The organism is Anaerococcus tetradius, from assembly GCF_947087635.1.
GTDB classification, from domain to species: domain Bacteria; phylum Bacillota; class Clostridia; order Tissierellales; family Peptoniphilaceae; genus Anaerococcus; species Anaerococcus tetradius.
In genome coordinates, this window is the sequence record NZ_CAMUDP010000003.1 from 29,524 (window position 1) to 55,236 (window position 25,713).

Here is a 25,713-nt window from a genome sequence, read left to right on the forward strand (position 1 = left end):
TAAAATTATACCTTTTACTTAGGGGTATTCTTTAAGCTGGTAGTATAATAAAAGTAATTAGGAGGATTTTATGGTAATGACAATCAAGAAGGCTACATGGAATGACGGTCCAGATCTAGCCTTTGCTATAAACAATAGGGCTAACGCCGCTATAGAAAAAAATGGAAGTAGCGCTGTAATTAATGCTGCTTTAGGAACACTCGCAGATGATGAAGGAAAACTTATTAGCCTTCCTTCTGTTTATGATAGACTTGATGAAATGGACAGGTCAAGGATTGCATCTTATGCACCAATCGAAGGAGAGAAGGAGTACAGGAGGATAGTAATTGACAATCTTTTTGGAGCCTATAAGCCAGAAGGTTTTATCTCAGCTATAGCAAGTCCTGGAGGAACAGGAGCTATTAGGTCTGCGATTTTTTCTTATCTTGATAGGGGAGATCCATTAATTTGCCACGATTATTATTGGGCTCCTTACAGGAAAATCTGCCAAGAATTTGAGAGAGATTTTAGGACCTACAAGTTTTTTACTGATGATTATGCCTTTAATATCAAGGCTTTAGAAGAAGCTGTTTGTGAGGGGCTAAGGTATGCTGATAGAATTGCTCTTTTGATCAATTCACCTGCCAACAACCCAACTGGCTATTCCCTATCAGATGATGAGTGGGATAAAGTTATTGGTCTTCTTAAAGAAAAAGCAGAAGATAAATCCAAAAAGCTTACTTTGATAGTAGATGTAGCCTATCTGGAATTTGCTGGAGATGGGGATGAGCAGAGGAGATTTTTTAAGAAATTTTCCCTTCTTCCAGAAAATTTGATGGTAATAGTCTGCTTTTCTATGAGCAAATCTCACACAGCCTACGGCCTAAGATGTGGGGCAGCAGTAGGAATATCTCAAAGCGAGGAAATAATAAAAGAATTTGAAGCATCTCTTTCGCATTCAGCAAGATGCAATTGGTCTAATGGAACCCATGTAGCTCAAAACATCCTCATAGATTTGGAAAAAGAGGAATACAAAAAAGTCTATGAGAAGGAACTTGAAGCTTTAAGAGCTATGCTTAAAAGAAGGGCGGACTTATTCGTCCTAAAAGCAAGGGAGAATAAGCTAACCATGATTCCGTATTTTGGAGGTTTTTTCACCTTTATTCCAACTGCTAGGGCCTTTGAGATTGCAGAAGAATTAGAAAAAGAAAATATCTTTACTATCCCTCAAGCCAAGGGGATTAGGGTTGCGATTTGTGGAGTAAGCGAGAAAAAAATCCCACAACTTGTCGATAGACTAGCTTTTTATATAAATGAGAAATAAAACTTGCAAAAATTTTTGGTCTTAGTATATTAATATTGTGAGTTAGCACTTTAGACTTGTGAGTGCTAAATGTAAAAATAAAGGAGAAAATTATGATGCTAAAACCAATAGGTGATAGAGTAGTTATACAAAAAGCACAAGCTGAAAAGACAACAGCCTCTGGAATCGTACTTCCAGAAAGTGCCCAAGAAAAACCACAATATGCAGAAGTAGTTGCAATTTCTTCTGATATAGAAAATGACGAAAAGAAAAAAGATTCTCTAAGCGTTGGAGATAAGGTAATCTATTCTCAATACGCCGGAACAGATGTTAAACTTGATGATAAAGAATATATCGTAGTTAAATATAACGATATACTTGCAGTTGTAAAATAGAAACGAAAGGAAGATTATATGGCTAAAGATATTAAATTTTCATCTGATGCAAGAGCTAGTCTTGAAGCAGGAATTGATAAACTAGCAAATGCAGTAAAAGTTACCCTTGGACCAAAAGGACGTAATGTAGTTTTAGATAAGGCTTATGGAGCACCAACAATCACAAACGATGGTGTAACAATTGCCCAAAGCATAGAACTTGAAGATAGATTTGAAAATATGGGAGCACAACTTGTAAAAGAAGTTGCAACAAAGACCAATGACGTAGCAGGAGATGGAACAACAACAGCAACAGTCCTAGCTCATGCCATCATCAAAGAAGGTCTAAAGAACCTCGCAGCTGGAGCAAATCCTGTAGTATTACAAAAGGGACTTAAAAAAGCAACTTGCGAAGTCGTAGCTTATATCAAAGAAAACTCAAGAGAAGTAGAAGACAAACAAGCTATCCAAAACGTAGGAACAATTTCATCAGCAGACCCTGAAATCGGTAAATTCATAGCAGACGCAATGGAAAAAGTTGGCAATGACGGAGTAATCACAGTAGAAGAATCAAAGACAACTGATACCCACCTAGATGTAGTAGAAGGTATGCAATTTGATAAGGGTTACCTATCACCTTACATGGCAACAGACAATGAAAAGATGATAGCAGAACTTGATGATCCATACATCCTACTAACAGATAAGAAGATTTCAAACATCCAAGAAATCCTCCCACTCTTAGAGCAAATCGTTCAATCAACCAAGCCACTTCTAATCATAGCAGATGATGTAGATGGCGAAGCCCTAACAACTCTTATCCTAAACAAACTAAGAGGAACCTTTAACGTAGTAGCCGTAAAAGCACCAGGCTATGGCGACAGAAGAAAGGCTATGCTTGAAGATATAGCAATACTCACTGGAGCAACAGTTGTAAGCGAAGAGCTTGGCATGGAACTAAAAGATACAGCAATAGACATGCTAGGATCTGCTAAGAAAGTTAAAGTTGACAAAGACAACACAACAATAGTAGAAGGTAAGGGATCTAAGGAAAGCCTTGAAGAAAGAGTTGCCCATATCAGAAAACAAGTAGAAACAGAAGATAGCGAATACGAAAAAGAAAAACTTCAAGAAAGAGTTGCCAAACTTGCTGGTGGAGTTGCAGTAATCAACGTTGGAGCTGCAACAGAAACTGAAATGCAAGAGAAAAAATACAGAATCGAAGACGCCCTATCAGCAACAAGAGCCGCAGTTGAAGAAGGAATCGTTGCAGGTGGTGGAGTTGTCCTAATAGGAGCAATAGAAAAGATTAAAAAACTATCTGAAAGCCTAAAGGGAGATGAAAAAACAGGTGCAATCATCATAGAAAAAGCCCTAGAAGCTCCACTAAGACAAATTGCAGAAAACGCTGGTATGGATGGATCCGTAATAGTAGAAAGAGTAAAACATTCAGCTAAAGATGAAGGCTATGATGCTTACAATGACGAATATGTAAATATGTTCGAAAAAGGAATCGTAGAACCAACCAAGGTAACAAGATCTGCCCTACAAAACGCAGTAAGTGTTGCAGGAATGATCCTAACAACAGAAGCAGCAGTAGCAGACATCCCAAAAGAAGAAGCACCACAAATGCCAGCAGGCATGCCAGGCATGTATTAAAATAAAAACTAAGACAGGAGAGTGTAAAAGCTCTTCTGTTTTTTTGTTCAACTTTATATCTAAGTTAATTTTTATTTAACAATTCTTACTATCCCTACTATTATAAACTATTTACTAAGAAATTGTTTCGTTGACAATATGGTATATATAACATAAAATAAAATTAAGGAGATGTGATGGATAATTTCGAAGTTCTATTTTATGAGGCTGAAAATGGAAGAATACCAGTAGAAGAATTTTTAGATAGTTTACCAAAGAAGTCTAGGGCTAAACTAGTGGGTATAATTTCTTTACTCCAAGATTATGGAAATGAACTTAGATCGCCCTATAGCAAACATATAGATGATGGTATTTTCGAGCTAAGAGGAAAAGTAGGAAGTGATATAACAAGAGTTCTATATTTTTTCTATTATGATAAGAAGATAATATTAACTAATGGATTTATAAAAAAGACCCAAAAAACCCCGAAAAATCAAATAGACAAAGCAAAGAAATATAGGAAAAGATTTATTGAGAGGGAACAATATGAAAACATTTGATAAATACTTGGAAGAACAATTAAAAGATGAGGAATTCAAAAAAGAATATAAAAAGATAAGCCCGGAGCTTGATATAATTAAGGCTATGCTAGATGCTAGAAAATTACAGAATTTGACTCAGGAAGAATTGGCGAAAAAAACAGGAATAGATCAAGCTGATATTAGTAAGTTAGAAAACGGAACTAGAAATCCTACTATTAATTTACTAAAAAGATTAGCCGAAGGCCTAGGGATGGATTTAAAAATAGAATTCGTTCCGAAAATATAATAATTTTACTCTTAAGAATTAGGTTTTTCCTATTATATAAGTATTAGAAATTTTAATATATAAAGCTATTAGTTAAGGGAGATTATGTAATGAGAAAAAATAAATTTATCATGATAGATCTTATTATGCTTTTATTGATATTTGGCATAATTGAGTTTTTCAAAGAATATATATTTGACACTTTGAAGAATAATGGAAATTCAATTTACTTGGTTTTTGCTTTTTCTATTTTACTTCTGATTGTTTATATTTTGAGGTTTTTTGCTAGGCCTCCTTATGAACTTGTGAAAAAACTATATGGAAGTTCTTGGAAGATTTCGGGATATTATTCAAGAATAGCTCTTAGAAGTGAAAAGAATTATGCGAATTCCTATGATTTTTGGGTGAAGATTAACTTAATTCTAATAGGGATTTTTATTTTCATTAACTTATTAATAGCTTTTTCAAACGATTTCATCTTCACAACCCCTATGTTTTTTGTTGAATTAATAGCAGGTTTTGTTTTGTCTATAGGAGGATGGATAGCTACTTGGATAAGAGAGTACAAATATTATAGATAATATAGTTTTGATTTATCATTTATAAAATGCTCTATTAAATTCATTCTAAGAATAAGGAAATGGCCATATCTGTATAGATATGTAAATTGGCGTTAAATATATTTTAGAGGAGAGAAAAGTATAGAAAATGAGAAAATATATAAAAAACAACAAAAAAATATTATAATATATATATTTATGTGTTTCATTTCTGCTAGTTTAACTGCTGGTACTGCGTTTTTATATCAAAGAATCACTAGTTCTGCTATAAATAATGACTTCAGGGCTTTGATTTTATTTTCAATATTTGCAATTCCCTACCTTATACTTGAAGCCAGTTTTGATTATATACCAAAAAAATATAGGTCTATAATCACCAATAGGATATCCTTAGATTTAAAAAATGACCTAATAAAAAATATAAATGAAACAGAATTGTCAAAAATGGACTATAATTTTACTAATACAATAAAAAACAAAATGGTAAATGATTTGAGCATAGTAGAGGAATCATATATAAGAAATTTACTATCTATAATATTATATTCTTTTATGTTTGTTATTTCCTTGATTTCTGCTATATATATACAAGGGTATCTAACTATAATTATGCTCGTTCTGTCAGCTATTCCATTACTCACACCTATAATAAGTAAAAAGATTCTTGCTAATAAAAAGGAATTACAAAAAAATGCTAAAGACAAGTACCTCAATAGTTATAATGAATATGCAGATAATATTCTTTTTGTAAATATTTCAAATTTAAAACTATTTTTCCATGATAGATTGAAACTATTAGGAGAGAAACTTAAACATGAAAGTATATTTTTTGAATCATCACTATTAAAAACCTATTCCATATCCTACGGACTTGGTAATGTCTTATATTCTGGAACTTGGATAATTGGTGGAATATTTGTGTATAAGAATTTATTAACCTTGCCATCTTTAATAGCAATGACAACATTAATGTTTACAATAGCTGGTCCTATTCAAACAATATCAAATATTTATAGTGAGTTTTTGTCATCAAGAAAAATTTTCTTTGATTATTTAGATTTTATTGATAAATGTAAAACAAATGATAAAAAAACCAATAGCAAGATAAGTAATATAGAAAAAATTGATATAAAGAATTTGAATTTATCTTTTTCTAATAAAATTATCTTAAAAAACATATCTTTTAACTTTATGAATGGAAATAAATACGTACTTCTAGGAGAAAGTGGGTCTGGAAAAAGTACATTTCTTAATTCTTTGTTTGGAATATATGAGTATGCTAATGATTATATTGCTATCAACGAAAAGAAGTTATCAGAAATAGATAAATCATCTTATTACGATAATATGTTTTATATACCACAAGAAACTATAATTTTTAATACAAGTATACTAAATAACATAACTTTATTTTCGGAAAATGTAGATTTAGTAAGATCACAAGAGTGTATAGAAAAAGTGGGTCTTTCTGACTGGTTTAATTCAAAAGATAATGAATTTGATTGTGTTTTAAGTAAAGATAGTATATCAGGTGGTGAGAAAAAAAGATTAGATTTAGCCCGAGCTTTATATTTAGATAAGTCGGTTATTATTATGGATGAGCCAACATCTGCATTAGATTTTGAAAATGAGATTCTGATTTCTAAAATAATAAAGGGAATCCAAGATAAATTAATTATCTGTGTTAGTCATTCTACAAATGGCGAATTTCTTAATGTATTTGATAAGAAAATAAAAATTATAAATAAGGAGTTTGTAATTGAGAATCATTAAAAAAGAATACTTCTAAAATAATTATTAAAAATCAGTCTACCTATAAAAGCTAAAAGGCAGGGAAGTTAATCTCTGCCTTTTAGCTTAACCTTATTTAATTTTTTAAAATCTATTTTCCAAAAATCTCTGTCCCTAGTTTTGTTTCCTCAAGGGCTTTGCCGTTAAATACTACATTTTTCACATCGTTTTGATACATTATGTCTCCCCAGAGGATGCCGCCTACATATGAATCTGCTTTTTTGAAAAGTTTGTAGATTTTGTTGTCTATTTCTTTCTTTTCTTCTTCGATTCCTTCTCCTGAGTTCATTCCAGCAGAAAATAGCTTGATATCTCCGAGCATTAGGGTTGAGAATGGTTTTGGTTGCTTGTAAGATTCGCTATCACCTGTCATATTATGGCCTGCGATCTTGCCCATTTCTTGGCTTGATGTCCAAAGTCCTATGGTAAATTGGCCGATTTGTGCACAGTCTCCTGCTGCAAAGATTCCTTCGTGACTTGTTTCTAGGTGGTCGTTTACCATAATTCCTCTGTCAGTTTCAAGTCCTGATTCTTGGGCCATCTTGATGTTTGATCTGATACCAGCTTGAACCATTATAGCATCTGCAGGAATTTCAGTTCCATCAGCAAGCTTTACTCCGCAAACTGCCCCGTCCTTTGTGAGGATTTCTTGGGTGTTTTTGCCTGTGTAGGTCGTAATTCCCATATTGTTTAAGTTTTCTTCAAGTTTTTCTGAAAGCTCACGGTCGAGTTGTCTTGCTAGTAAGTAGTCGAAGCTTTCTATTACTGTGATGTTTAGGCCGAGTTTTTGGGCAGAGAAGGCTGCTTCTAGTCCTAGGATTCCCCCTCCTATAACTACTACTTCCTTCTTGTCGGCTACATACTCCTTAAAGCTTCTAAGGTCATCTACAGTTCTTATGGCAAAGACACCCTTGGAGTCTACGTTTGTAATTGGTGGAACGAAGGCTCTTGCCCCTGTTGCAATAAGGGCCTTGCCAAATTCGATTTCTTCTCCACCAGCAAGATATGCTATTCTTTTTTCTGGATCTATTCTCTCTACTTTAGTTGAAAGTCTTTCCTCGATTTTTCTTTCGTTATACCATGGTTCTTTTTTAACAAAGATTTCATCATCTGTGAAGTCTTTACTTATCAAATCTGATAGTCTTGTTCTCCAATAAGTAGATGGTTTTTCTTCTGATACTATTAAAATTTTTCCTTGAGGATCTTTTTTTCTTATTTCTTCAGTTGCTGAAAGGCCAGCAATTCCGTTTCCTATAATTAGATAATCGTACATAATATTCCTCTCAATCTTTATTTCTATGTCCATTATACATTTTGTTAATTTATCTTACAAACTTAGACTAGCTAAGCAAAGACTATGGTATAGTAGAAGAAAGTAAGGAGTTTATTTATGATTAGGATCGCAGAGAAAACAGATATAAGAAGGATAGAAGAGTTTATCGCTTTGGCGAAAGCATCTCTTAAAAAAGATGGAGTCGACCAATGGCAAAAGTCAAATCCGGATAAAAATCTTATAGAAGGGCAAATCGAAAAAAAATCCGGCTATGTTTATGAAAGGGATGGCGAAGTTTACGCCTATGCTTTTCTAAGTGAAAATGCGGAGCCAACTTACGATAGATATGAAAATGACTTTGAAGGGTCAACTTATCTAGTTATCCATACTTTTATGGTCGATTCGAAATCAAAGATAAAAGGCCTCGGGACAAAATTTATGGGAGAGATCGTATCTTTGGCAGAAAATTTAGGGAAAGATTCGCTTAGGATAGACACCCATGAGGATAATTTTAGGATGAGGGGTCTTCTTGATAAGTTTTCCTTTAGGAAACTTGGGCTAATTCAAGTAGATGAGGACGGCATTTTTAAGGATAGGATATGCTATGAAAAAGTCTTATGAGAAATATAGGCCAAGAAGAAATTATTAAAAATGCCAAGCTTCCAGCCCTTGTTATAGCGGGGCCTGGCACAGGTAAAACCCATACTATTGTAAATTTTGTGGCAGAAGCCATAAAAAACGAACGCTTTAAAGCTAACAAGATCCTTATTACGACCTTTACCAAAAAGGCAGCCCATGAGCTTAATACTAGAATAATTACAAGGCTAAAGGAAGAAGGTCTTAGGGTGGACTTAAAGGACATGATGATAGGTAACTTTCACTCCCTTGCCATGGATTTCATTACAAAATATAGGAGGCTCGACCATAATTTTTTCAATCTCAAAATCATAGACTCCTTTATGGAAGAGTTTATAGTAAGGGAAAATCTGAACCTTTTCACAGGTCTTGATAATTTTGAAAGCTTCATCAAGAAAGATGAAGTAGCTAGCATCCTAGATATTTTCCAAACTATAATTAACCAAGTCCTAGACCTAGATAAGCTTAAAAATTCCGAAAATCCTAAGGATAGGCTAAGCTATGAAATTTATCTGACCTATGAAAATCTTCTAAATAAGCTAGGTCTAATTAATTTTCAGCTCATCCTAAAAAGATTTCTTGACCTCCTAAAAGATCCCCTTATCGGTGAAAAGATAAGAAAATCAATAGATCTTGTAATTATAGACGAATACCAAGATACCAACCTCATCCAAGAAGAAATCGCCTTTGCTTTGACTGATTCAAATAATATCATAGTCTTCGGTGATGATGATCAGGCCCTTTACTCCTTTAGGGGAGCGGATGCTAAAAACCTCACCCATTTTGACGAGAAATTCTACCAAAGGAGGAAAGTTAAGGTGGAAAAATATTTTCTCGATATAAATTACAGGTCCAATCAAGTAATAATTGATAAGGCGAGAAAGTTCATGGAAGAAGCCAAGGGAGCAAGCAGAAAAGAGTTAAGGTCAGTCGATGAGAAAGAAAATCCTAACACCATAGTTAGGGCGAGAGCAGATGAGATGGATAATCTCGTAAAAATCGTAAAGCTTCTTTCAAAAAAGATAAAGCTCAATCAAATTGCCTTCCTATTTCCAAGCTTTGCCAATCCCTATCCACAAGCCCTTGAGGAGAAATTTTCTAAGGAAAATATCAGAGTAATAAATAGAAAGAGCGATAAATTTTTCCATAGGAAAGAGATTAGGTTTTTTGTCTATGTCCTTATGAAAATTGCAAATTTTGACCGCATAAATGTGGATTTTGATGAAAGATTTATGACCTATGAACAAAGGCAAAAAAACACTTATAGGAAGTATCTTAAAAGTATTCTAGAAGATGATAGCTTTATTTCTTCTAGAGAGATTAATGATTTTCTTTTTTTCTTAGAAGCAGGTCAAGACCTATCAGCTATAATCTACAAAGTAATGGGCCTTGCTTTCTATAAGGAGATACTAGAAGGGGCGATAGATGAGCTTGATAGAGAAAGGATTTACAAGAATACTGGAAAATTCGTAAATCTATGTGTCGACTTCGATGAAATTTATCCTAAGAGTAAAGATTCTGGATTAAAGTTTGTAAATGCCTTTCTTTTTGTTTACTTTAAGAAAAACGCCATTGGAGAATTTGATGAGGATGACTCTTATGAAGATGCCATAAATTTTATGACTATCCACCAATCAAAGGGTCTAGAGTTTGATGTGGTTTTTGTTTCAAGTCTTAACGATTATCCAAGAAAGGACTATCCCAAATATACAGATAGCTACCTAGCAAGTGATAGCCTTGAAAAAAAGAATCTAGACTTCTACAGAAAATACTACACAGCCTTTACTAGGGCCAAGAATCTTTTGGTAGTTTTGGATAATTCGAGAGACTTTAGAATTAAAAACTTCGCTTTAAGCCTTGATGATTCATCAATCCTAGCTTCTATTGATTTTAAGATGGCAAAGAAAGAAAATGAGAAGAAAATCCTTGCCTATACAACAGATATTGATATCTACCTAACTTGTCCGCTCAAGTATAAGTTTGTAAGGAAATTATCCTACAGACAAAAAAAGACTCAAAGCCTTATTTTTGGTTCTAAGGTTCACGAGCTTGCCCAATATATGTATTCAGACAATTTTGACAAAAAGGCTATGACAGACTTCCTCAAAGAAAATGAAAGCTTCATTATTCCTATATCCAATCTTTTAAACAAGGCTTTTGAAGTCAGGTCTAGTGAAGTCAATTATAAGGCAGATAGGAATTTTTATATCCTTCAAGGTAACATAGATATAATTTTAAAAGATCAATCGATTATGGATCTAAAGACAGGCTCTTTTAATGATAAAAGCCTAGATAAGTACAAAAAGCAAGTAATAACTTACAATAAACTTATGAAGCTTAATGGAGAAGAAGTTAAGGATATGTACTTGTATTTTATAGAAAAGGATGAGTTAATCAAAGTTCGTGAGCAAAACTTTGATTTAGATCAAATTGATAGGCTAGCTCAAAATATTATAGAGGAAAATTTTGATAAAAGGACAGATGATAAAGATGCTTGTAAATTTTGTCAGATGAAATTTTATTGCAATAGAGCTTGAAAATACGCTACTGTGCTATACAATATAGGCAGGTGATAAAATGATTGAATCTCAAATGCTAAAGGGAGTAATAGAAGGAATTATCCTTCATATAATAAAAAATAACGAAACATATGGCTACGAAATAGTAGAGGAGCTTAAAAATTCAGGCTTCTATGCTATGACTGAGGGAACAGTCTATCCCATCCTTCAAAGATTATCCAAGAAGGGCCTAATCTTTGGTGCCTACAAGAAGTCAAAGATTGGACCAAGGAGGAAGTATTATTATATAAGTCCTAAGGGTAGGCAATACCTTGAAGGTTTTTATACTTCTTTTGATGAGCTTAGTCTTGCCACAAATAATGTTTTGAAGAAAGGTAGAAAATGAGATTAGATAAAATGATCGGAAATTCCGGCCTAGATACTAGAAAAAATATCAAGCGTAATGCTAAAAAGGGAGCAATAATAGTAAATGGACAAGTAGTAAAAGATACATCAATCCAGGTAGACCCAGACCTTGATGAAGTTTACTACATGGATCAATTCGTAGATTACTTCGAAAATATATATATCATGATGAATAAGCCAGCTGGCTTTCTTTCTGCGACAGAAGATAAGGATCCTACTGTAATAGACATCTTGGATGATTTTTATAAGAACTTAGATCTTTCTATAGCAGGAAGACTTGATAAGGATACGACAGGTCTTATCCTTCTTTCGACTGACGGAAAGTTCATCCACAAGGTTACAAGTCCAAATTCTAACATAGAAAAGACTTACCAAGTAGAAACTCGTGATGAAATTAAAAATGACCTCATAAAGATTTTCGAAGAAGGTGTCTATATCAAAGAAGACGACTATACAGCAAGACCTGCCAAGCTTGAGATTTTGGAAGAGAAAAAGGCCCTAGTAAGGGTAACAGAAGGTAAGTTTCACTTAGTCAAGAGACTATTCTCTAATTGCGACAATGAAGTTTTAAAATTAAAAAGACTTGCAATAGGAAAACTAAAACTTGATAGCCACCTTGCTGAAGGAGAATATAGGGAACTAAGTGATGATGAAATATCCCTATTTGTAGAGTAGAATTAGGATTAGTTAAGATTAATGGAGAAAATTATGTACGAGAAATATGTAAAGAATATACTAGATAGGATCTTGGCCCTCCTAGGCCTTATAATCCTTTCACCTATATTTTTGCTTACAGCCTTGGCCATAAAAATAGAAGAGCCTAAAGGCAAAGTCTTTTTCATCCAAGAAAGATCAGGCATGGGAGCTAGGCCTTTTTCTTGTATTAAATTCAGGTCGATGTCAACGGATGCACCCAAAAACGCTGCGACATGGGAGCTTGCTAATGCTGATAGCTATATTACAAAGGTTGGCTCCTTCATAAGAAAGACATCAATAGATGAGCTTCCCCAGTTGATAAATATTATTAAGGGTGATATGAGTATAGTAGGTCCAAGACCTGTCATCCTAAAAGAAACAGAGTTAATAAATTTAAGAAAAGAATATGGAGCCATAAATGTAAGACCTGGTATTACTGGCCTTAGCCAAATTTCTGGAAGAGATAATCTACCTCCCAAAAAAAAGGCTGAGACCGACGGAGAATATGCAGCAAATGTTACTTTCTTAAATGATTTTAAAATTATATTAAAAACTATCCCTCAAGTCCTAGCTGGCGAGGGAATTAGCGAAGGAAAAAAGGAAGATTTTTAGAAAAAACTAAACATTTTCCTTTTTTTGAAAAAAATTTTAGTTCACAAAGCTTGTAAAAAACCAAATCCTACAAATATACATAAAATATTTTATGAAAATGATTGCAAGATTTTTTTGTTTGTGGTAAACTACTAGTAAGAGAATATATAAGAGATGGCGAGCTGTGAAAATTTTACACGCTCGTTTTCTGCGTTCATGGAGGTTGTATGACTAGCGAAGAGATATTTGATACAATTTATGACAATCCTATTATCATGGCTATCAAAAACAACAAAGATTTAAGAGACTCTTTGGATAGTGAAAACAAAATAGTGTTCGTGCTTTTTGGTACTGTAGAAAGCATCCCTCACATAGTTACTAAACTAAAAAAACATGGAAAGATAGTCATGGTTCACGAGGATTTGATTGAAGGATTATCAAGCTCCCAACTGTCATCGGCTTTCATCAAAAATTACACTGATGCTGACGGGATTATTACTACGAGGCCACAAAATGCTTCATATGCTAGGCAAATAGGCCTATTTTCAATACTTAGATTTTTCGTCTTGGACTCACTTTCTTATGAGAGTGTTAAGGAGACGGTAAAAAAAGCAAATTGTGACCTCATAGAGATACTTCCTGGAATTATGCCAAAGATATTGGATGATATATCAAAGAGAACTCACATTCCTGTTGTGGCTGGCGGCCTTATTAATGAAAAAAGTGATGTGATTAATGCTCTTAACGCTAACGCCATAGCTATATCATCATCTAATAGCGATGTATGGAAAATGTAAAAGGAGATATTATGGGAAAATATATCATGGCACTTGATGCAGGTACAACTAGTAATAGGGCAATCATTTTTAACAAAAAAGGTGAGATATTGTCAGTAGCTCAAAAAGAGTTTACACAATTCTTCCCACATCCAGGTTGGGTAGAACATGATGCAACAGAAATCTGGTCAACTCAACTAGGTGTATGCACTGAAGCTATAGCAAAACTAGGTATTACTGCAGATGAAATAGAAGCAATCGGTATAACAAACCAAAGAGAGACAACTATTGTTTGGGAAAAAGCTACTGGTAAACCTGTTTATAATGCAATCGTTTGGCAATGCCGCCGTACAGCAGATATGGCTGACAAACTCGTAGCTGATGGCTACAAAAAAACTATCCAAGATAAGACAGGTCTTGTAGTTGACCCATATTTCTCAGGAACAAAGATTCGTTGGATCCTAGATCATATCGAAAATGGTCAACAAAGAGCAGAAAATGGTGAGCTATTATTTGGTACAGTTGATACTTGGTTAGTATATAACCTAACCCGTGGTAAGGTTCATGTTACAGATTATTCAAACGCATCAAGAACAATGATTTTTAATATTCATACCCTAGAATGGGATGATGAACTTTGCTCTATCTTGAATATTCCAAAATGTATGCTCCCAGATGTTAAACCATCTTCTTATGTTTATGGTAATACCTTCTCAGGTTATTTCGATGGTGAAATTCCTATAGCAGGTATGGCTGGTGACCAACAAGCAGCCTTATTTGGTCAAACCTGTTTTAGTGAAGGCGATGCTAAAAACACCTACGGAACAGGTGCCTTCCTACTAATGAATACAGGAGAAACTGCTGTTAAGTCTGATAATGGTCTAGTAACAACTATAGCTTGGGGACTTGGCGATGGTAAGGTTAACTATGCACTTGAAGGTTCAATCTTCGTTGCAGGTTCTGCCATCCAATGGCTAAGAGATCAACTAAGAATAGTAGATGCTGCTGATGATACAGAATATATGGCAACCAAAGTTAAAGATACTAATGGATGTTATGTAGTTCCAGCCTTTACAGGACTTGGTGCTCCTTACTGGGATGCTTATGCAAGAGGCTCTATAGTAGGTATTACAAGAGGAACAAGCAAATATCATATAGTAAGAGCAACCCTTGAATCTCTAGCTTATCTAACAAATGACGTTCTTCAATCAATGAGTAAAGATAGCGGAAGAGACCTTCATGAACTAAAAGTAGACGGTGGTGCTTCTGCAAATAACTTCTTGATGCAATTCCAAGCTGATATGATTCAAACTAAGGTAGAAAGACCAAAGACTCTTGAAACAACAGCTCTTGGTGCAGCTTATCTTGCTGGTCTTGCAGTAGGTTACTACAAAGACTTAGATGAAATAAAAGAAAATCGTCTAGTTGATAGAGAATTTACCCCAGAAATCTCAAGAGAAGAAAGAGATAAGAAAGATAGAAACTGGCAAAGAGCAGTTGATAGATCATTCTCTTGGGCAAAAACTTACGAGGAATAACTTAACAATTTTTAAAAAATAAGGTAAGATATAAACTAAATAGAAATTAGAGAAGGCGAGCTAAAGTATTACCCTACTTTAGCTCGCCTTCTTTTCCATTGAAAGGGAGGAATATATGTATGATGCTATAATTATAGGTGGTGGAGTTACCGGAACATCAATTGCCTACCAATTATCAAAGAAAAAAGGAAAATTCCTATTATTAGAAAAAAACGAAGATGTATGTACTGAGACATCCAAGGCCAACTCCGGCATCTGCCATGGTGGCTACGACGCTCACCCAGGTACCCTCAAGGCTAAGATGAATGTCAGAGGCAACCAAATGATGGAAGAAGAAGCAAAAAAACTTGCTTTTCCTTACAAGAAAATTGGAACCTTTGTATTGTGCCATGACGAAAAAAATTATCCACAACTTAAAGAACTCTACGATTTTGGTATAAAAAATGGAGTTAAGGGCATGGAAATTATGGATGGAGATAAGGTTAGAGAAATGGAGCCAAATGTTTCTGATGATGTATGCTACGCCCTATATTGTTCAGAAGCAGGTATCCTTGATCCCTTCCTAATGAATATTGCTTTTGCAGAAGTTTCTAATATTAATGGAGTTGAATATAAGTTTAACTCAAAAGTAATTGATACAATCAAAGAAGATGGCTATTGGAAAGTCGTAACAGAAAAAGCTACATATGAAACAAAAACAATTGTAAATGCTGCAGGTCTTTATTCTGATGAAATCCACAATAAAGTAAGCGATGAGAAGTTTGAAATAAGAGCAAGACGTGGAGAATACCTCCTTCTTGATAAGGATACACAAGGTTACGTCAACCATGTAATGTTCAACCTACCTACAGAAAAGGGTAAGGGAATCCTTGTTTCACCAACTATTGATAACAACACCCTAGTAGGCCCAACATCAGACTTCGTAGACGAAAAAGATGACATAAGATCAACTAGAGAACACCTAGAAGAAGTAATAGAAAAATCAAACGATACAGTTGTCAATGTCCCAGTAAGAATGGTAATCACATCATTTTCAGGCAACAGGGCCCACGAAGTAGGAGGAGACTTTATCCTAAAAGAAAGTCTTGATGGTTTCTTCGATTGTATAGGAATCGAATCTCCAGGCCTAACATCTTCTCCAGCCATTGGCGAATATATGGCAGGACTTGTTAGCGATAAACTTGGCCTTGAAGAAAACAAAGACTTTACTTATGACAGAAATCCGATACCAAAAACAAGCGAATTAAGCTTAGAAGAACATGATGCCCTAATCAAAAAAGATCCAAGATATGGTAAAATCATCTGCAGATGCGAAAAAGTAACAGAAGGCGAGATAGTAAATGCTATTAATCGTCCACTTGGGGCTAGGACTGTTGATGGAGTGAAAAGAAGAGTCAGAGCTACAGCAGGAAGATGCCAAGGTGGCTTCTGTCTACCAAGAGTTATGGAAATACTCGCCAGAGAACTTGGCGAAAACTACGATGATATAGTTAAAAATCACCCAGATTCCTACTATATCAAAGGCCATGTAAAGTAAGGAGGGCGTGATGAAGAATTATGATTTAGTAGTAGTTGGTGGAGGCCCTGCAGGTCTTGCAGCAGCAGCCAAAGCTTACGATTTGGGAGTAAAAAACATCCTAGTTGTAGAAAGAGATGAAATGCTTGGTGGAATCCTTAACCAATGTATCCACAACGGTTTTGGTCTTCACAGATTCAAAGAAGAACTAACAGGCCCAGAATATGCCCAAAGATTTGTTGACCTAGTAGAAGAAAGAGATATAGACATTCTCTTAAACACAATAGTAATAGACTTTGCCCATGACAAGATCCTTACTCTAATGAATGAAGAAAATGGTATGTTTACCCTAAAGCCAAAGGCAGTAATCCTTGCTATGGGTTGTAGGGAAAGACCAAGAGGAGCCCTAAACATACCAGGAAGCAGACCAGCTGGAGTATTCTCAGCAGGAACTGCTCAAAGGATGATCAACCTTGAAGGCTATATGCCAGGCAAAAAAGTAGTAATCCTAGGATCAGGAGATATAGGTCTAATAATGGCAAGAAGAATGACCCTAGAAGGCGCAAAAGTTCAATGTGTAGCAGAAATAATGCCTTACTCTGGAGGACTAAAAAGAAATATAGTCCAATGCCTAAATGACTTTGACATACCTTTATACTTTAACACAACTATATCAAGTATAGAAGGAAAAGACAGGGTAGAAGGATGTACACTCTCACAAGTTGACGAGCACATGAAAGTAATCCCAGGAACCGAAAAACACTATGACTGCGATACTATCCTCCTATCAGTAGGGCTTCTCCCAGAAAACGAGCTAACAAGAGAAGCAGGAATCAAGATAGATCCAAAAACCAAGGGAGCTGTCGTATCAGATAGACTAATGACAGACGTAGAAGGAGTCTTTGCTTGTGGTAATGTCCTCCACGTTCATGACCTAGTAGACTATGTAACAGATGAAAGTGAACTTGCAGCAGAAAACGCAGCAGCCTACATAGAAGGTAAATTTAAAAAATCTGAGACTAGTCCAATCTACCTAAAGGCAGGAGATGGAATATCCTACACCCTTCCTCAATACATTAATCTTGATACAATGAATGAAACAGCCATCATAAGATTTAGGGTAAACAACGTCTATCAAAATAGAATCCTAAAGATGTTTGTCGATGGCAAAGAAGTAGCAAAGAAGAGAAAACTAGTATATGCTCCAGGAGAGATGGAAGATTTAATCCTAAAAAAGAAGGATGTCCCTCAAGGAGCCAAAGAAATAGAAATTAAATTGGAGGAAATATGAAAAAAGATCTTACATGTATAAATTGTCCTCTAGGCTGTAGCGTAACAGTAACAATGGATGCTGACGGAGAAATCACTGATATTACAGGTAACACTTGTAAAAGAGGTGAAGTATATGCCAGAAGCGAAGTCAAAAATCCAGTAAGGACTGTAACATCTACAGTAAAAGTAGAAGGCGGAAGAGCTTATTCAGTCCCAGTAAAAACATCTGAAGCCATTCCAAAGGCTAAGATGAAAGAAGCTATGGAAGAAATCAATAAAGCAAGCATAAAAGCACCAGTAAAAGTAGGTGATATAATCATCAAATCCATAGCAGGCACAGGCATAAGCCTAGTAGCAACCGCCAATAGATAAGTTTAAAACAAGATTCTAATAAAAAGGGGCTCTTGCAATATGATTAAATCATCATGCAGGAGCCTCTTTTTATGAAAAAATTCTAAATAAAAAATCTCAAAAAAATTAAATATTTCCCCAAAGTGATGGTATTGTTTAGCAAACTATGTTATAATAATATTAAAAAGAAGGCGTTTGTTATAGATATTGCTAAGTGAAATATATCACAATAAAAATGCTAATAAATGAGGCCTAAAGAGACTATGGAGATAAAATAATAATCTAGCCAAGGATTAACTACATAGGAAAAGATTATTAAATTTTAGGAGGAATTATGAAAAAGGATGTGAAATTTATACTGGTAGCCTACCTTCTACCTGTTCTAATGATTTTCCAAGCTTTTTTTCTTACATCAGTGAGCCATGCTGAGAAAACAGGGAAAACTAATAATTATAGTGTTGTCATAGACCTAAAAATACACGAGTGGGATTCTGACAAAAACTCTCAGAATGCAGAAACTTCTGAAAAAGAAAGTTCCGGATACATATTTAAGTCATCAGAAAGACAAGTTATGTATTGGAGAATTGATAAAAAATTAAACTTAGACCCAGACAATCTTGATGATAATAAAAAAATAGAGCTTCAAAAAAAGTATGATGGCCTAAGTATCGATAAAATAAATGAAGAATTCGGGGAAGCTAAGCTAAGCGATAAATCCAAGTTAGTTTTTAATGATAAGCTTTACGACTCCATAGATTTTGATAGTACTGAATTTAGTGATGTTGATGGAAAGCAAAAAGTTAGAGCTAGTATAAGTGCTGAGAGAATTGTAATAAAAGATTTAGAAAAAGGTGTATATCTTTTTAAAGAAACAGATGAATCTAGGAAAAAGGCCAGTGAAAAATTTAAGCCAAGTAAATTGGTAACAAGTGTTGTTAGTATAAGTGGCGAAAAAAATGTGATTCCAGTTGACATGAAAAGTACAGAAGAAGTACCTACTAAAGACATCACTTTAATAAAAGTTGACGAAGATGATGAAAACATCAAGCTTGATAAGGTTGGTTTTAAATTATTTAGAAAAGATGATAAGAAAAACAAAACTGACCCAGATACTTATTCTCTAGTTCCTGTTAAAAAACAAGAGACAGGCACTTACTATGAATATGATCCATCAAATACTAAAGGTGATAATATTCTAAGAACTAATACAGACGGAAAAATTGTTGTTAAGGGTCTTCCAGAAGGAGAATATTATTTCGAAGAAGTAGAAACTATTGAAGGTTACGATCCACAATTTAATATAGGAAGAAACAACAAAGACAAACCAATAAAACTTGGGGGATCTGTAACTATTACAAACAAAAGGATTCCATCCTTAATTAAATACGTTAAAGATACAGACACAACCCTAGATGGCGTCACCTTCGCTGTTTATAAAAAAGGAAGTGAAGAGAAAATAAACTTCAAGGAAGGCAAAAACCCTGGCGAATACATTTATGATGAAGCTGGAAAGCTTACGGATATTGAAACTAAGGCTAAGGGAAGAATTTATCTTCTCGAAATGCCTAAGGGAGATTATTACTTCAAAGAGATAACAGCTATTGAGGGATATAAAAAGTCTGAGGATTCTTTCGAATTTTGCGTAGATGAAAATCATAAGATACTAGTTAATGGAAAAGTTGATTCTGTAAAAGTTCCTAACTCACCAGAAACTCCTAACCCTCCACCTGAAAATCCAAAAGGAAGCCATAAGTTTATCAAGGTGGATAAGGATGACCATGGCAAAAAGCTAAGTGATGCCAAGTTTAAGGTTCAAAAACTAATAGATTCCAAGTTTAGGACTGTTTTAATAAATGGTGAAGTATTATTTGTTAAATCTGATGAAAATGGTAACATTGAGCTTAAAGATCTAGACTACGGTCATTATAGACTAGTAGAAGTAGGTTATCCTGAAAATTATAAGGCGGTGGCTAAAGATACTGAGTTTGATATAGATGCTAGTTCATCTTTAAATACACCTATTTTAATAGAAAATGAATATCAACCACCAAAAGAGGAAACTCCTCCACCAATAACACCTTCAACTCCAACAAAGATAATTACAAATAGGAGTCGAGGACCTATGGTTAAGACAGGCGATATTAGGATTTGGATTTACTTTGCTATTGGACTTCTTATGATTATTGGGGGAAGCCTAATTGTTAGAAGAGAAGATAGGAAACAACTAGCATAAGAATAAATAGATGCGGTAGGGATATCGTATCTATTTTGCTTGTAAAGGATTTTAGATGGCTATTTTTGAAAAAAATAAACAAAATAAAAAAGTTAAGAAAAAGCCTAATAGAAGGGCGAAGTGGACTTTTAGGTTTGTATTTCTTATCGGACTTCTAGTAGCTCTTTATCCCTTGGTAAATAGAATCTATTATAGGATTGATTCTAACAATCAAGTCAACGTCTTCAACGAGGGGGTTAATAAGATAGATACAGCAGAAATCGAAAGAAGGATGGGTCTTGCTCGTGCTTATAATGACTCCCTAGTAAATAATGTTTCCGAGGACCCCTATGCTAAGGATAAACACGCAAAGGGTAGGGCCGAGTATGCGAGGATGCTTGAAGTTCATGAGATGATAGGCCATGTGGAGATACCAAAGATTAACCAAGACCTTCCTATCTATGCTGGTACGTCTGAGGAAGTCCTCCAGAAGGGCGTTGGACACTTGGAAGGAACTTCCCTACCTATAGGAGGTAACTCCACTCACTCAGTCCTTACAGCCCATTCTGGTCTTCCAGAAGCTACTCTTTTTACCCACCTAAATGAGCTTGAGATTGGAGATAAGTTTTATGTTCATAATATTGCCGAGATTTTGGCCTATCAGGTTGATCAAATCAAGGTAATTGAGCCAAGTAATTTCAGCGATTTGCTGATTTCTCCTGGTCATGACTATGTAACCCTTCTTACCTGTACACCTATAATGATTAACTCTCACAGACTTATAGTAAGAGGCCATAGGGTTCCTTATGTGCCAGCTGTTGATGAAGAGCTAATAAGGACGACTAAGGCTAACTGGATTTTCAGACTGCTATTCTTCCTAGCCCTATTCTTGATAATAGTCTTAATAGTTTACTTGTGGAGACTTAGAAGGGACAATAAGAGATACTATTCTAGGATCGAGGAGATAAAGAAACGACAAGAAGAGTTGTTAAAGAAATCCAAGAAGGTGAGAGAAGATGAGAAGTAGTTTAAAGGATAAGATAAAGTTTGGCATAGTCTTTCTAATCGGTCTTTTAATCTTCTCCTATCCTCTGATTTCACAGAAGTTTTATGAAATTAAGGCTGAAGATGAGATAATAGAGTTTGTAAAACAGTCTAAGGAAATTGATAAGAAGGAAGTAAGTAGGAGGATGGAGCTTGCCAGAGTCTACAACGAGACCCTTGATCCATCTAAGCTTGCCGATCCTTATAGTAAAAGAGTCAAGGAGGCTAAGGCCTATTACGCCCATATGCTAGAAGTTAATGAGATGATAGGCCATATAGAAATTCCCAAGATAAACCAGGATATCCCTGTATATGCAGGAACAAGCGAAGAAGTCCTTCAGAAGGGCTGTGGTCACTTGGAAGGAACTTCCCTACCAGTAGGAGGTAGGTCAACCCACACCGTTATTACCGGTCACAGGGGCCTCCCTAATGCCGTTTTGTTTAGAAACCTAGACCAACTAGTAGAAGGAGATATTTTTTACTTCCACAATCTCCAAGGAACTCTAGCCTATAAGGTTGATCAGATTCTAGTAGTCGAGCCTTCAAACTTCGAGCCAATCCTAGTCCAAGAAGGAAAAGATCTAGCTACCCTTCTAACTTGTACTCCTTACATGATTAACTCTCACAGGCTTTTGGTAAGGGGCCATAGGATTCCTTACCAAGACGCCATAGATGATGGTATAGCTAACACGCCAAGATTTAGACCGGACTTCTTCCAATTAGTTTTAGCACTAATTCCAGTCCTAGTCTTTTTGATAGTAGGTTCTACAAGAGAAAAAAGAAGGTCTATAAAACTAAGAAAAGAGGTAGAAGATATTGAAAAAAAATTCAAAACTAACAAAAATTAGCATCTTAGGATATCTTCTTATCCTAACAGGCCTACTTTTTATAACTATTCCCCTAATAAATAGGACGATTAATGAATTATCCTACCAAAAGAAACTTGAAGAATTTATAAAAGAACAAGAAAAACGACCTAAGAAAGAAATCGAGGAAGAAAATAAGTCGGCAGAAAAGTATAACGAACTTATAAAAAGGAGCGATACAGGAATAGTCGATCCCTTTACAAGTAAGGATAACAAAACTCGTTACAATTATTTCAAAAACTCTAACCGAGTTTTTGCTTATCTAGTAATACCTAAACTTGGCAAGAATCTCCCAATCTATCTTGATGCTACCCTTGATCACATATCAAGGGGAGTTGCCCAAGTAGAAGGAACTAGCATACCAGTAGGAGGCAAGGGAACAAGATCTGTTATAGCCGGCCACAGGGACTGGTGGGGAGATAATATGTTTTTATATGTAGATGAGCTAGTCAAAGGCGATGATGTCTATGTGAAAAGAGCGACAGAAACCCTCCACTACAAGGTTAGTGATAAGGAAGTAATAGGCCCTTACGATTGGGATAGGCTAGAAAAAAGGGGAGATGAGGACGTCCTAACCCTCCTTACTTGTAGCCCCTTCTATCCACCTAGGCCAGATAGGCTTCTTGTAAATTGCCTAAGATATGAGGACAAGGGCAAGGAGGATAAAAAGGAGTCGGCTAATGAAGTCAAAGAATCAAAGGCTAAGAAAGTAAAAAGATCAGAGACTTTCACTAAACTAGGAGCTGGTCTTGGAATCTTTTTTATAATTTTAGTCCTTATGAGATTAATCAGAAGAATCCAATACACTAGAAAATTAAAGAACAAATAAAGCTAAGAGCCTTGCAGGAGCTAATTTCATCTGATACAAATTAGCTAATCTTGCAAGGCTTATTTTTTGTTTGGAATAATAGATTGCTTAGCTAAAATTACGACAAAGCTTTTGTTTATATAAAAAAAATCTCGTCCGTACTTGGTAAAGTAAAAGATTTCACCAAGAAATCACCCTAATCATATTAGGGAAAGTAAATTTTAGACAACAAAAGAGCCTCAACGGGCTCTTTTGCTAAACTTCCATTTTTTTGATTAGTTCATTTATATCTTTTTTGTTAAGTCTTGATATGCCTGAATTTTCACTATCAAATTTCCGATTCTCGATAGGATGTTTATATTCATCTTCCATTACTTCGAGTACACGATTTCGGCAGAAGGCTCCTTGGCAGAATCCCATTCCGCTTCTAGTCCTTCTTTTGACAGCATCAAAACTTGTTAGTTCTATACCCCTATTTAGGGCATCCCTAATGGTTTTTTCGCTTACTTGCTCACACCTACATACAAGCCTTTCAGGATTTCCTAACTCTAGGTCAACCTTATCCTTAATCTTATTAAAGTCTTCTAGGTCTTTGTATTTGATGATTGGTTTTCTATAAGGGTTGTAGTTAGGGTCTTTTGTTAGTTTTAGACCGATTTCTTCGAGGATTTTTTCCACCATTTCTGCAATAGCAGGTGATGAAGTAATTCCCGGCGATTGGATTCCTACTACATTGATAAAACCATTAGTCCTAGTATTTTCAATTATGAAATCTCCAGTTGAGCTTGCAGGTCTTAGACCGGTAAAAGACCTTATAAATTCTCTTAGATTCAAGACATCGTCTTTTACTGATTTCTTTGCAAGGGTGTAGATTTCCTTTAGTCTTTCTTCGTGAGTTCCTAGGTCTATTTCTTCCTCGTCTATGGCATCAGGGCCAATCAATATATTGTTATGATAGGTCCTAGTTACGAGTATCCCCTTTGATTTAGGGCTAGGAGTTTGGAAAAGGACCTGCTTTACACGAGATCCAGTTCCCTTTTGCATAAGCAAATATTCACCACTTCTTGGATGAATGTCAAAATCTGTTTGTGTAATCATAGAAGAAACTTTAGCTCCGTTAAGGCCACTAGCGTTTATCACATATTTGGCCTCATAGCTTTCGCCAGTAGAGCAAGTTAGCCTAAAGACATCGCCATTTTTTTCTATTCCTATTACTTCGCTATTTAATTTCAATTCTAGACCATTGTCCATGGCGTTTTCTACTAGGGCTATAACATATTCGTAAGGAGAGCATACACCAGCTCCCTTGCAATACAAAGCACCAATAGCTTGGTCTGAGACATTTTCTTCGAGCTTTCTTAGCTCATCTTGGCCTATAATTTCAATATCGTTTAGTCCATTTTCCTTACCCATCTCATAGAGGGTAGCTAGCATTTTCATATCGTCCTCATCGAAGGCTAGAACAAGAGAACCATTGGCTAGAAAACCAAAGTTTAGCTCTTCGTTGAGTTTCTCGAAGCTTATTCTACCAGGATAGCAAAGTCTACCCCTAAGCTCCTTGCCACTTTCAGCATAGCCACCATGGACTATAGCTGAATTAGCCTTGCTTGCTCCCATGGACACGTCATTTTCTTTTTCAAGTAAGAGAATATCGAGTTTGTAGCGGGACAATCTTCTAGCTATTGAAGCTCCGCTAACTCCAGCTCCTACTATAATTACATCAAACATAAGTCACTTCCTAATAAATTCTTAACTTTTAGAAGTTGATTATCCTATAAAAATAAAGTTATAGCAAACAACTGCTAAAAGTCCGCCTATAATTGGTCCTACAACTGGAATCCAAGCATATCCCCAGTTAGGGTCAGCCTTGTTGTTGAAAGGAAGAATTGCATAGGCGATTCTTGGTCCAAGGTCTCTGGCAGGGTTTATAGCATAACCTGTAAGTCCGCCCAAAGACATACCAATAGAAACGATTATTCCAAATACTAATAATTTGTCAACGCCAACAGTGCCAGCTCCATCAACTTGGGAAAGGCCTAAGATTGCAAATACTAGTACGTAAGTTCCGATAATTTCTGATAGCAAGTTTCTAAATGTGTTTGGAACAGATGGAGCCGTACAGAAAGTACCTCTTACATCAAGTGGTCTGTCGCTAGTTGCGTCATATTGGTCTTTAAAGAGAATATATACCAAGCAAGCACCAACGAAAGCACCAGCCAATTGTGCTATTATGTAAGCTGGTAGATCAGAATAAGCTACATCACCCTTAAATGCCAAGGCAAGTGACAAAGCAGGGTTAAAGCTTGCGCCAGAAAGTTTTCCAAATATGAATGCTGGGAGAAGTACTGCAAGACCCCAAGCAAGAGTAATTTGGATTGAGCCTGCACCTTTTTGTCCACTCTTGTTAAGCAAAACGTTTGCAACAACGCCGTCACCAAGTAGTATAAGTATCATTGTACCGAAAAATTCACCCATAATAATATCTCTCATAATTTCCTCCTAATAAGATATTTAGATAAGTAAACAAAAAGCAACAAATAAGAGAAGTTTGTTGCCAGGCTCTTCGGATATTAAATTGTGAAAACATTTACACTTATAGTATATCATGATTTGAAAAAATTACAAGTATTTTATCTAAAAATTTAAAAAATTCTATAATAATTTATAAAAAAAGAAATTTCTTTTCTAATATCGTTTTACTCTATGGACAAAAATTCTCATTTATTATATGATTAAGTCATAAGAAGTTAACATAATT

Annotated in this window: 24 protein-coding genes; 21 read left to right on the forward strand and 3 right to left on the reverse strand. The window is 35.2% G+C overall.

The genetic code is table 11. The features are described from left to right. The first annotated feature begins 70 nt into the window (after positions 1-70). From P6936_RS01505 to P6936_RS01535, 7 genes are all read left to right on the forward strand, one after another. Positions 71-1,303, forward strand: a complete 1,233-nt coding sequence (locus P6936_RS01505) for a pyridoxal phosphate-dependent aminotransferase (RefSeq protein ID WP_276880636.1) — start codon at positions 71-73, stop codon at positions 1,301-1,303. Between the two features lie 92 nt (positions 1,304-1,395). Further along, the gene (locus P6936_RS01510; protein WP_040349415.1) at positions 1,396-1,677 is read left to right on the forward strand and encodes a co-chaperone GroES; all 282 of its coding nucleotides are present in this window, start codon (positions 1,396-1,398) and stop codon (positions 1,675-1,677) included. Positions 1,678-1,695: 18 nt separating this feature from the next. Then, complete coding sequence (gene groL / locus P6936_RS01515) at positions 1,696-3,315, forward strand: chaperonin GroEL (protein WP_060928815.1); 1,620 nt, start codon at positions 1,696-1,698, stop codon at positions 3,313-3,315. A gap of 176 nt (positions 3,316-3,491) precedes the next feature. Beyond that, positions 3,492-3,854, forward strand: coding sequence for a type II toxin-antitoxin system RelE/ParE family toxin (locus P6936_RS01520; RefSeq protein WP_276880637.1), 363 nt, complete (start codon positions 3,492-3,494; stop codon positions 3,852-3,854). Beyond that, positions 3,841-4,122: a helix-turn-helix domain-containing protein gene (locus tag P6936_RS01525; protein ID WP_276880638.1), complete on the forward strand. Its 282-nt coding sequence runs from the start codon at positions 3,841-3,843 to the stop codon at positions 4,120-4,122. Before P6936_RS01520 ends, P6936_RS01525 begins: the two co-directional genes overlap by 14 nt. 89 nt (positions 4,123-4,211) lie before the next feature. Continuing rightward, positions 4,212-4,682 (forward strand): hypothetical protein, encoded by a 471-nt coding sequence (locus P6936_RS01530; protein WP_276880639.1) that lies wholly within the window; start codon positions 4,212-4,214, stop codon positions 4,680-4,682. A 177-nt stretch (positions 4,683-4,859) separates the two neighbouring features. Then, complete coding sequence (locus tag P6936_RS01535) at positions 4,860-6,434, forward strand: ATP-binding cassette domain-containing protein (RefSeq protein WP_423775379.1); 1,575 nt, start codon at positions 4,860-4,862, stop codon at positions 6,432-6,434. 109 nt (positions 6,435-6,543) lie between these two features. Here the strand turns inward: P6936_RS01535 and P6936_RS01540 are convergent, their stop codons facing one another. Continuing rightward, positions 6,544-7,725: an NAD(P)/FAD-dependent oxidoreductase gene (locus P6936_RS01540; RefSeq protein ID WP_276880640.1), complete on the reverse strand. Its 1,182-nt coding sequence runs from the start codon at positions 7,723-7,725 to the stop codon at positions 6,544-6,546. Positions 7,726-7,842: 117 nt separating this feature from the next. On the opposite strand from P6936_RS01540, the gene P6936_RS01545 reads away from it, so the two are divergent. The 14 genes from P6936_RS01545 (at position 7,843) to P6936_RS01610 (ending at position 22,976) form a co-directional block, all read left to right on the forward strand. Further along, complete coding sequence (locus P6936_RS01545) at positions 7,843-8,346, forward strand: GNAT family N-acetyltransferase (RefSeq protein WP_276880641.1); 504 nt, start codon at positions 7,843-7,845, stop codon at positions 8,344-8,346. Next, entirely contained in the window at positions 8,343-10,898 is a 2,556-nt protein-coding gene (locus P6936_RS01550; protein ID WP_276880642.1) for an ATP-dependent DNA helicase, read from the forward strand. The genes P6936_RS01545 and P6936_RS01550 overlap by 4 nt, the downstream gene beginning before the upstream one ends. Positions 10,899-10,938: 40 nt before the next feature. Further along, entirely contained in the window at positions 10,939-11,265 is a 327-nt protein-coding gene (locus P6936_RS01555) for a PadR family transcriptional regulator (RefSeq protein WP_004836781.1), read from the forward strand. After that, complete coding sequence (locus P6936_RS01560) at positions 11,262-11,960, forward strand: pseudouridine synthase (protein ID WP_276864763.1); 699 nt, start codon at positions 11,262-11,264, stop codon at positions 11,958-11,960. Before P6936_RS01555 ends, P6936_RS01560 begins: the two co-directional genes overlap by 4 nt. A gap of 33 nt (positions 11,961-11,993) precedes the next feature. Beyond that, a complete protein-coding gene (locus P6936_RS01565; RefSeq protein ID WP_040349418.1) occupies positions 11,994-12,593 on the forward strand; it encodes a sugar transferase in 600 nt (199 codons plus the stop codon). Positions 12,594-12,799: 206 nt separating this feature from the next. Further along, positions 12,800-13,369, forward strand: coding sequence for a glycerol-3-phosphate responsive antiterminator (locus tag P6936_RS01570; protein WP_004836784.1), 570 nt, complete (start codon positions 12,800-12,802; stop codon positions 13,367-13,369). An 11-nt stretch (positions 13,370-13,380) separates the two neighbouring features. Beyond that, complete coding sequence (gene glpK / locus P6936_RS01575; RefSeq protein ID WP_276880643.1) at positions 13,381-14,886, forward strand: glycerol kinase GlpK; 1,506 nt, start codon at positions 13,381-13,383, stop codon at positions 14,884-14,886. A 115-nt stretch (positions 14,887-15,001) separates the two neighbouring features. After that, entirely contained in the window at positions 15,002-16,423 is a 1,422-nt protein-coding gene (locus P6936_RS01580) for an NAD(P)/FAD-dependent oxidoreductase (RefSeq protein WP_060928807.1), read from the forward strand. A gap of 10 nt (positions 16,424-16,433) precedes the next feature. Beyond that, positions 16,434-17,693, forward strand: coding sequence for an NAD(P)/FAD-dependent oxidoreductase (locus P6936_RS01585; protein ID WP_276880644.1), 1,260 nt, complete (start codon positions 16,434-16,436; stop codon positions 17,691-17,693). Beyond that, positions 17,690-18,046, forward strand: a complete 357-nt coding sequence (locus P6936_RS01590; protein WP_004836788.1) for a DUF1667 domain-containing protein — start codon at positions 17,690-17,692, stop codon at positions 18,044-18,046. The genes P6936_RS01585 and P6936_RS01590 overlap by 4 nt, the downstream gene beginning before the upstream one ends. A gap of 313 nt (positions 18,047-18,359) precedes the next feature. After that, positions 18,360-20,258: an MSCRAMM family protein gene (locus P6936_RS01595; RefSeq protein ID WP_276880645.1), complete on the forward strand. Its 1,899-nt coding sequence runs from the start codon at positions 18,360-18,362 to the stop codon at positions 20,256-20,258. Between the two features lie 55 nt (positions 20,259-20,313). Continuing rightward, positions 20,314-21,264, forward strand: coding sequence for a class C sortase (locus P6936_RS01600; RefSeq protein ID WP_276880648.1), 951 nt, complete (start codon positions 20,314-20,316; stop codon positions 21,262-21,264). Further along, positions 21,254-22,129, forward strand: a complete 876-nt coding sequence (locus P6936_RS01605; protein WP_276880649.1) for a class C sortase — start codon at positions 21,254-21,256, stop codon at positions 22,127-22,129. Before P6936_RS01600 ends, P6936_RS01605 begins: the two co-directional genes overlap by 11 nt. Beyond that, the gene (locus tag P6936_RS01610) at positions 22,098-22,976 is read left to right on the forward strand and encodes a class C sortase (protein ID WP_276880650.1); all 879 of its coding nucleotides are present in this window, start codon (positions 22,098-22,100) and stop codon (positions 22,974-22,976) included. Before P6936_RS01605 ends, P6936_RS01610 begins: the two co-directional genes overlap by 32 nt. 234 nt (positions 22,977-23,210) lie before the next feature. Here P6936_RS01610 and P6936_RS01615 read toward each other — a convergent pair whose 3' ends face one another. Next, a complete protein-coding gene (locus P6936_RS01615; RefSeq protein ID WP_276880651.1) occupies positions 23,211-24,683 on the reverse strand; it encodes an NAD(P)/FAD-dependent oxidoreductase in 1,473 nt (490 codons plus the stop codon). A 39-nt stretch (positions 24,684-24,722) separates the two neighbouring features. Then, positions 24,723-25,445, reverse strand: coding sequence for an MIP/aquaporin family protein (locus P6936_RS01620; RefSeq protein ID WP_276880652.1), 723 nt, complete (start codon positions 25,443-25,445; stop codon positions 24,723-24,725). Between the last annotated feature and the right edge of the window lie 268 nt (positions 25,446-25,713).

What these genes read in the sequence shown, in the direction of transcription:
- P6936_RS01590 (WP_004836788.1), top strand. Translation starts at nt 17,690, where the DNA reads ATGAAAAAAGATCTTACATGTATAAATTGTCCTCTAGGCTGTAGCGTA.
- P6936_RS01585 (WP_276880644.1), top strand. Translation starts at nt 16,434, where the DNA reads ATGAAGAATTATGATTTAGTAGTAGTTGGTGGAGGCCCTGCAGGTCTT.
- P6936_RS01555 (WP_004836781.1), top strand. Translation starts at nt 10,939, where the DNA reads ATGATTGAATCTCAAATGCTAAAGGGAGTAATAGAAGGAATTATCCTT.
- P6936_RS01595 (WP_276880645.1), top strand. Translation starts at nt 18,360, where the DNA reads ATGAAAAAGGATGTGAAATTTATACTGGTAGCCTACCTTCTACCTGTT.
- P6936_RS01620 (WP_276880652.1), bottom strand. Translation starts at nt 25,445, where the DNA reads ATGAGAGATATTATTATGGGTGAATTTTTCGGTACAATGATACTTATA.
- P6936_RS01520 (WP_276880637.1), top strand. Translation starts at nt 3,492, where the DNA reads ATGGATAATTTCGAAGTTCTATTTTATGAGGCTGAAAATGGAAGAATA.
- P6936_RS01580 (WP_060928807.1), top strand. Translation starts at nt 15,002, where the DNA reads ATGTATGATGCTATAATTATAGGTGGTGGAGTTACCGGAACATCAATT.
- P6936_RS01545 (WP_276880641.1), top strand. Translation starts at nt 7,843, where the DNA reads ATGATTAGGATCGCAGAGAAAACAGATATAAGAAGGATAGAAGAGTTT.
- P6936_RS01560 (WP_276864763.1), top strand. Translation starts at nt 11,262, where the DNA reads ATGAGATTAGATAAAATGATCGGAAATTCCGGCCTAGATACTAGAAAA.
- P6936_RS01600 (WP_276880648.1), top strand. Translation starts at nt 20,314, where the DNA reads ATGGCTATTTTTGAAAAAAATAAACAAAATAAAAAAGTTAAGAAAAAG.
- glpK (WP_276880643.1), top strand. Translation starts at nt 13,381, where the DNA reads ATGGGAAAATATATCATGGCACTTGATGCAGGTACAACTAGTAATAGG.
- P6936_RS01550 (WP_276880642.1), top strand. Translation starts at nt 8,343, where the DNA reads ATGAGAAATATAGGCCAAGAAGAAATTATTAAAAATGCCAAGCTTCCA.
- P6936_RS01540 (WP_276880640.1), bottom strand. Translation starts at nt 7,725, where the DNA reads ATGTACGATTATCTAATTATAGGAAACGGAATTGCTGGCCTTTCAGCA.
- P6936_RS01510 (WP_040349415.1), top strand. Translation starts at nt 1,396, where the DNA reads ATGATGCTAAAACCAATAGGTGATAGAGTAGTTATACAAAAAGCACAA.
- P6936_RS01565 (WP_040349418.1), top strand. Translation starts at nt 11,994, where the DNA reads ATGTACGAGAAATATGTAAAGAATATACTAGATAGGATCTTGGCCCTC.
- P6936_RS01535 (WP_423775379.1), top strand. Translation starts at nt 4,860, where the DNA reads ATGTGTTTCATTTCTGCTAGTTTAACTGCTGGTACTGCGTTTTTATAT.
- P6936_RS01530 (WP_276880639.1), top strand. Translation starts at nt 4,212, where the DNA reads ATGAGAAAAAATAAATTTATCATGATAGATCTTATTATGCTTTTATTG.
- P6936_RS01525 (WP_276880638.1), top strand. Translation starts at nt 3,841, where the DNA reads ATGAAAACATTTGATAAATACTTGGAAGAACAATTAAAAGATGAGGAA.
- P6936_RS01605 (WP_276880649.1), top strand. Translation starts at nt 21,254, where the DNA reads ATGAGAAGTAGTTTAAAGGATAAGATAAAGTTTGGCATAGTCTTTCTA.
- groL (WP_060928815.1), top strand. Translation starts at nt 1,696, where the DNA reads ATGGCTAAAGATATTAAATTTTCATCTGATGCAAGAGCTAGTCTTGAA.
- P6936_RS01615 (WP_276880651.1), bottom strand. Translation starts at nt 24,683, where the DNA reads ATGTTTGATGTAATTATAGTAGGAGCTGGAGTTAGCGGAGCTTCAATA.
- P6936_RS01505 (WP_276880636.1), top strand. Translation starts at nt 71, where the DNA reads ATGGTAATGACAATCAAGAAGGCTACATGGAATGACGGTCCAGATCTA.
- P6936_RS01570 (WP_004836784.1), top strand. Translation starts at nt 12,800, where the DNA reads ATGACTAGCGAAGAGATATTTGATACAATTTATGACAATCCTATTATC.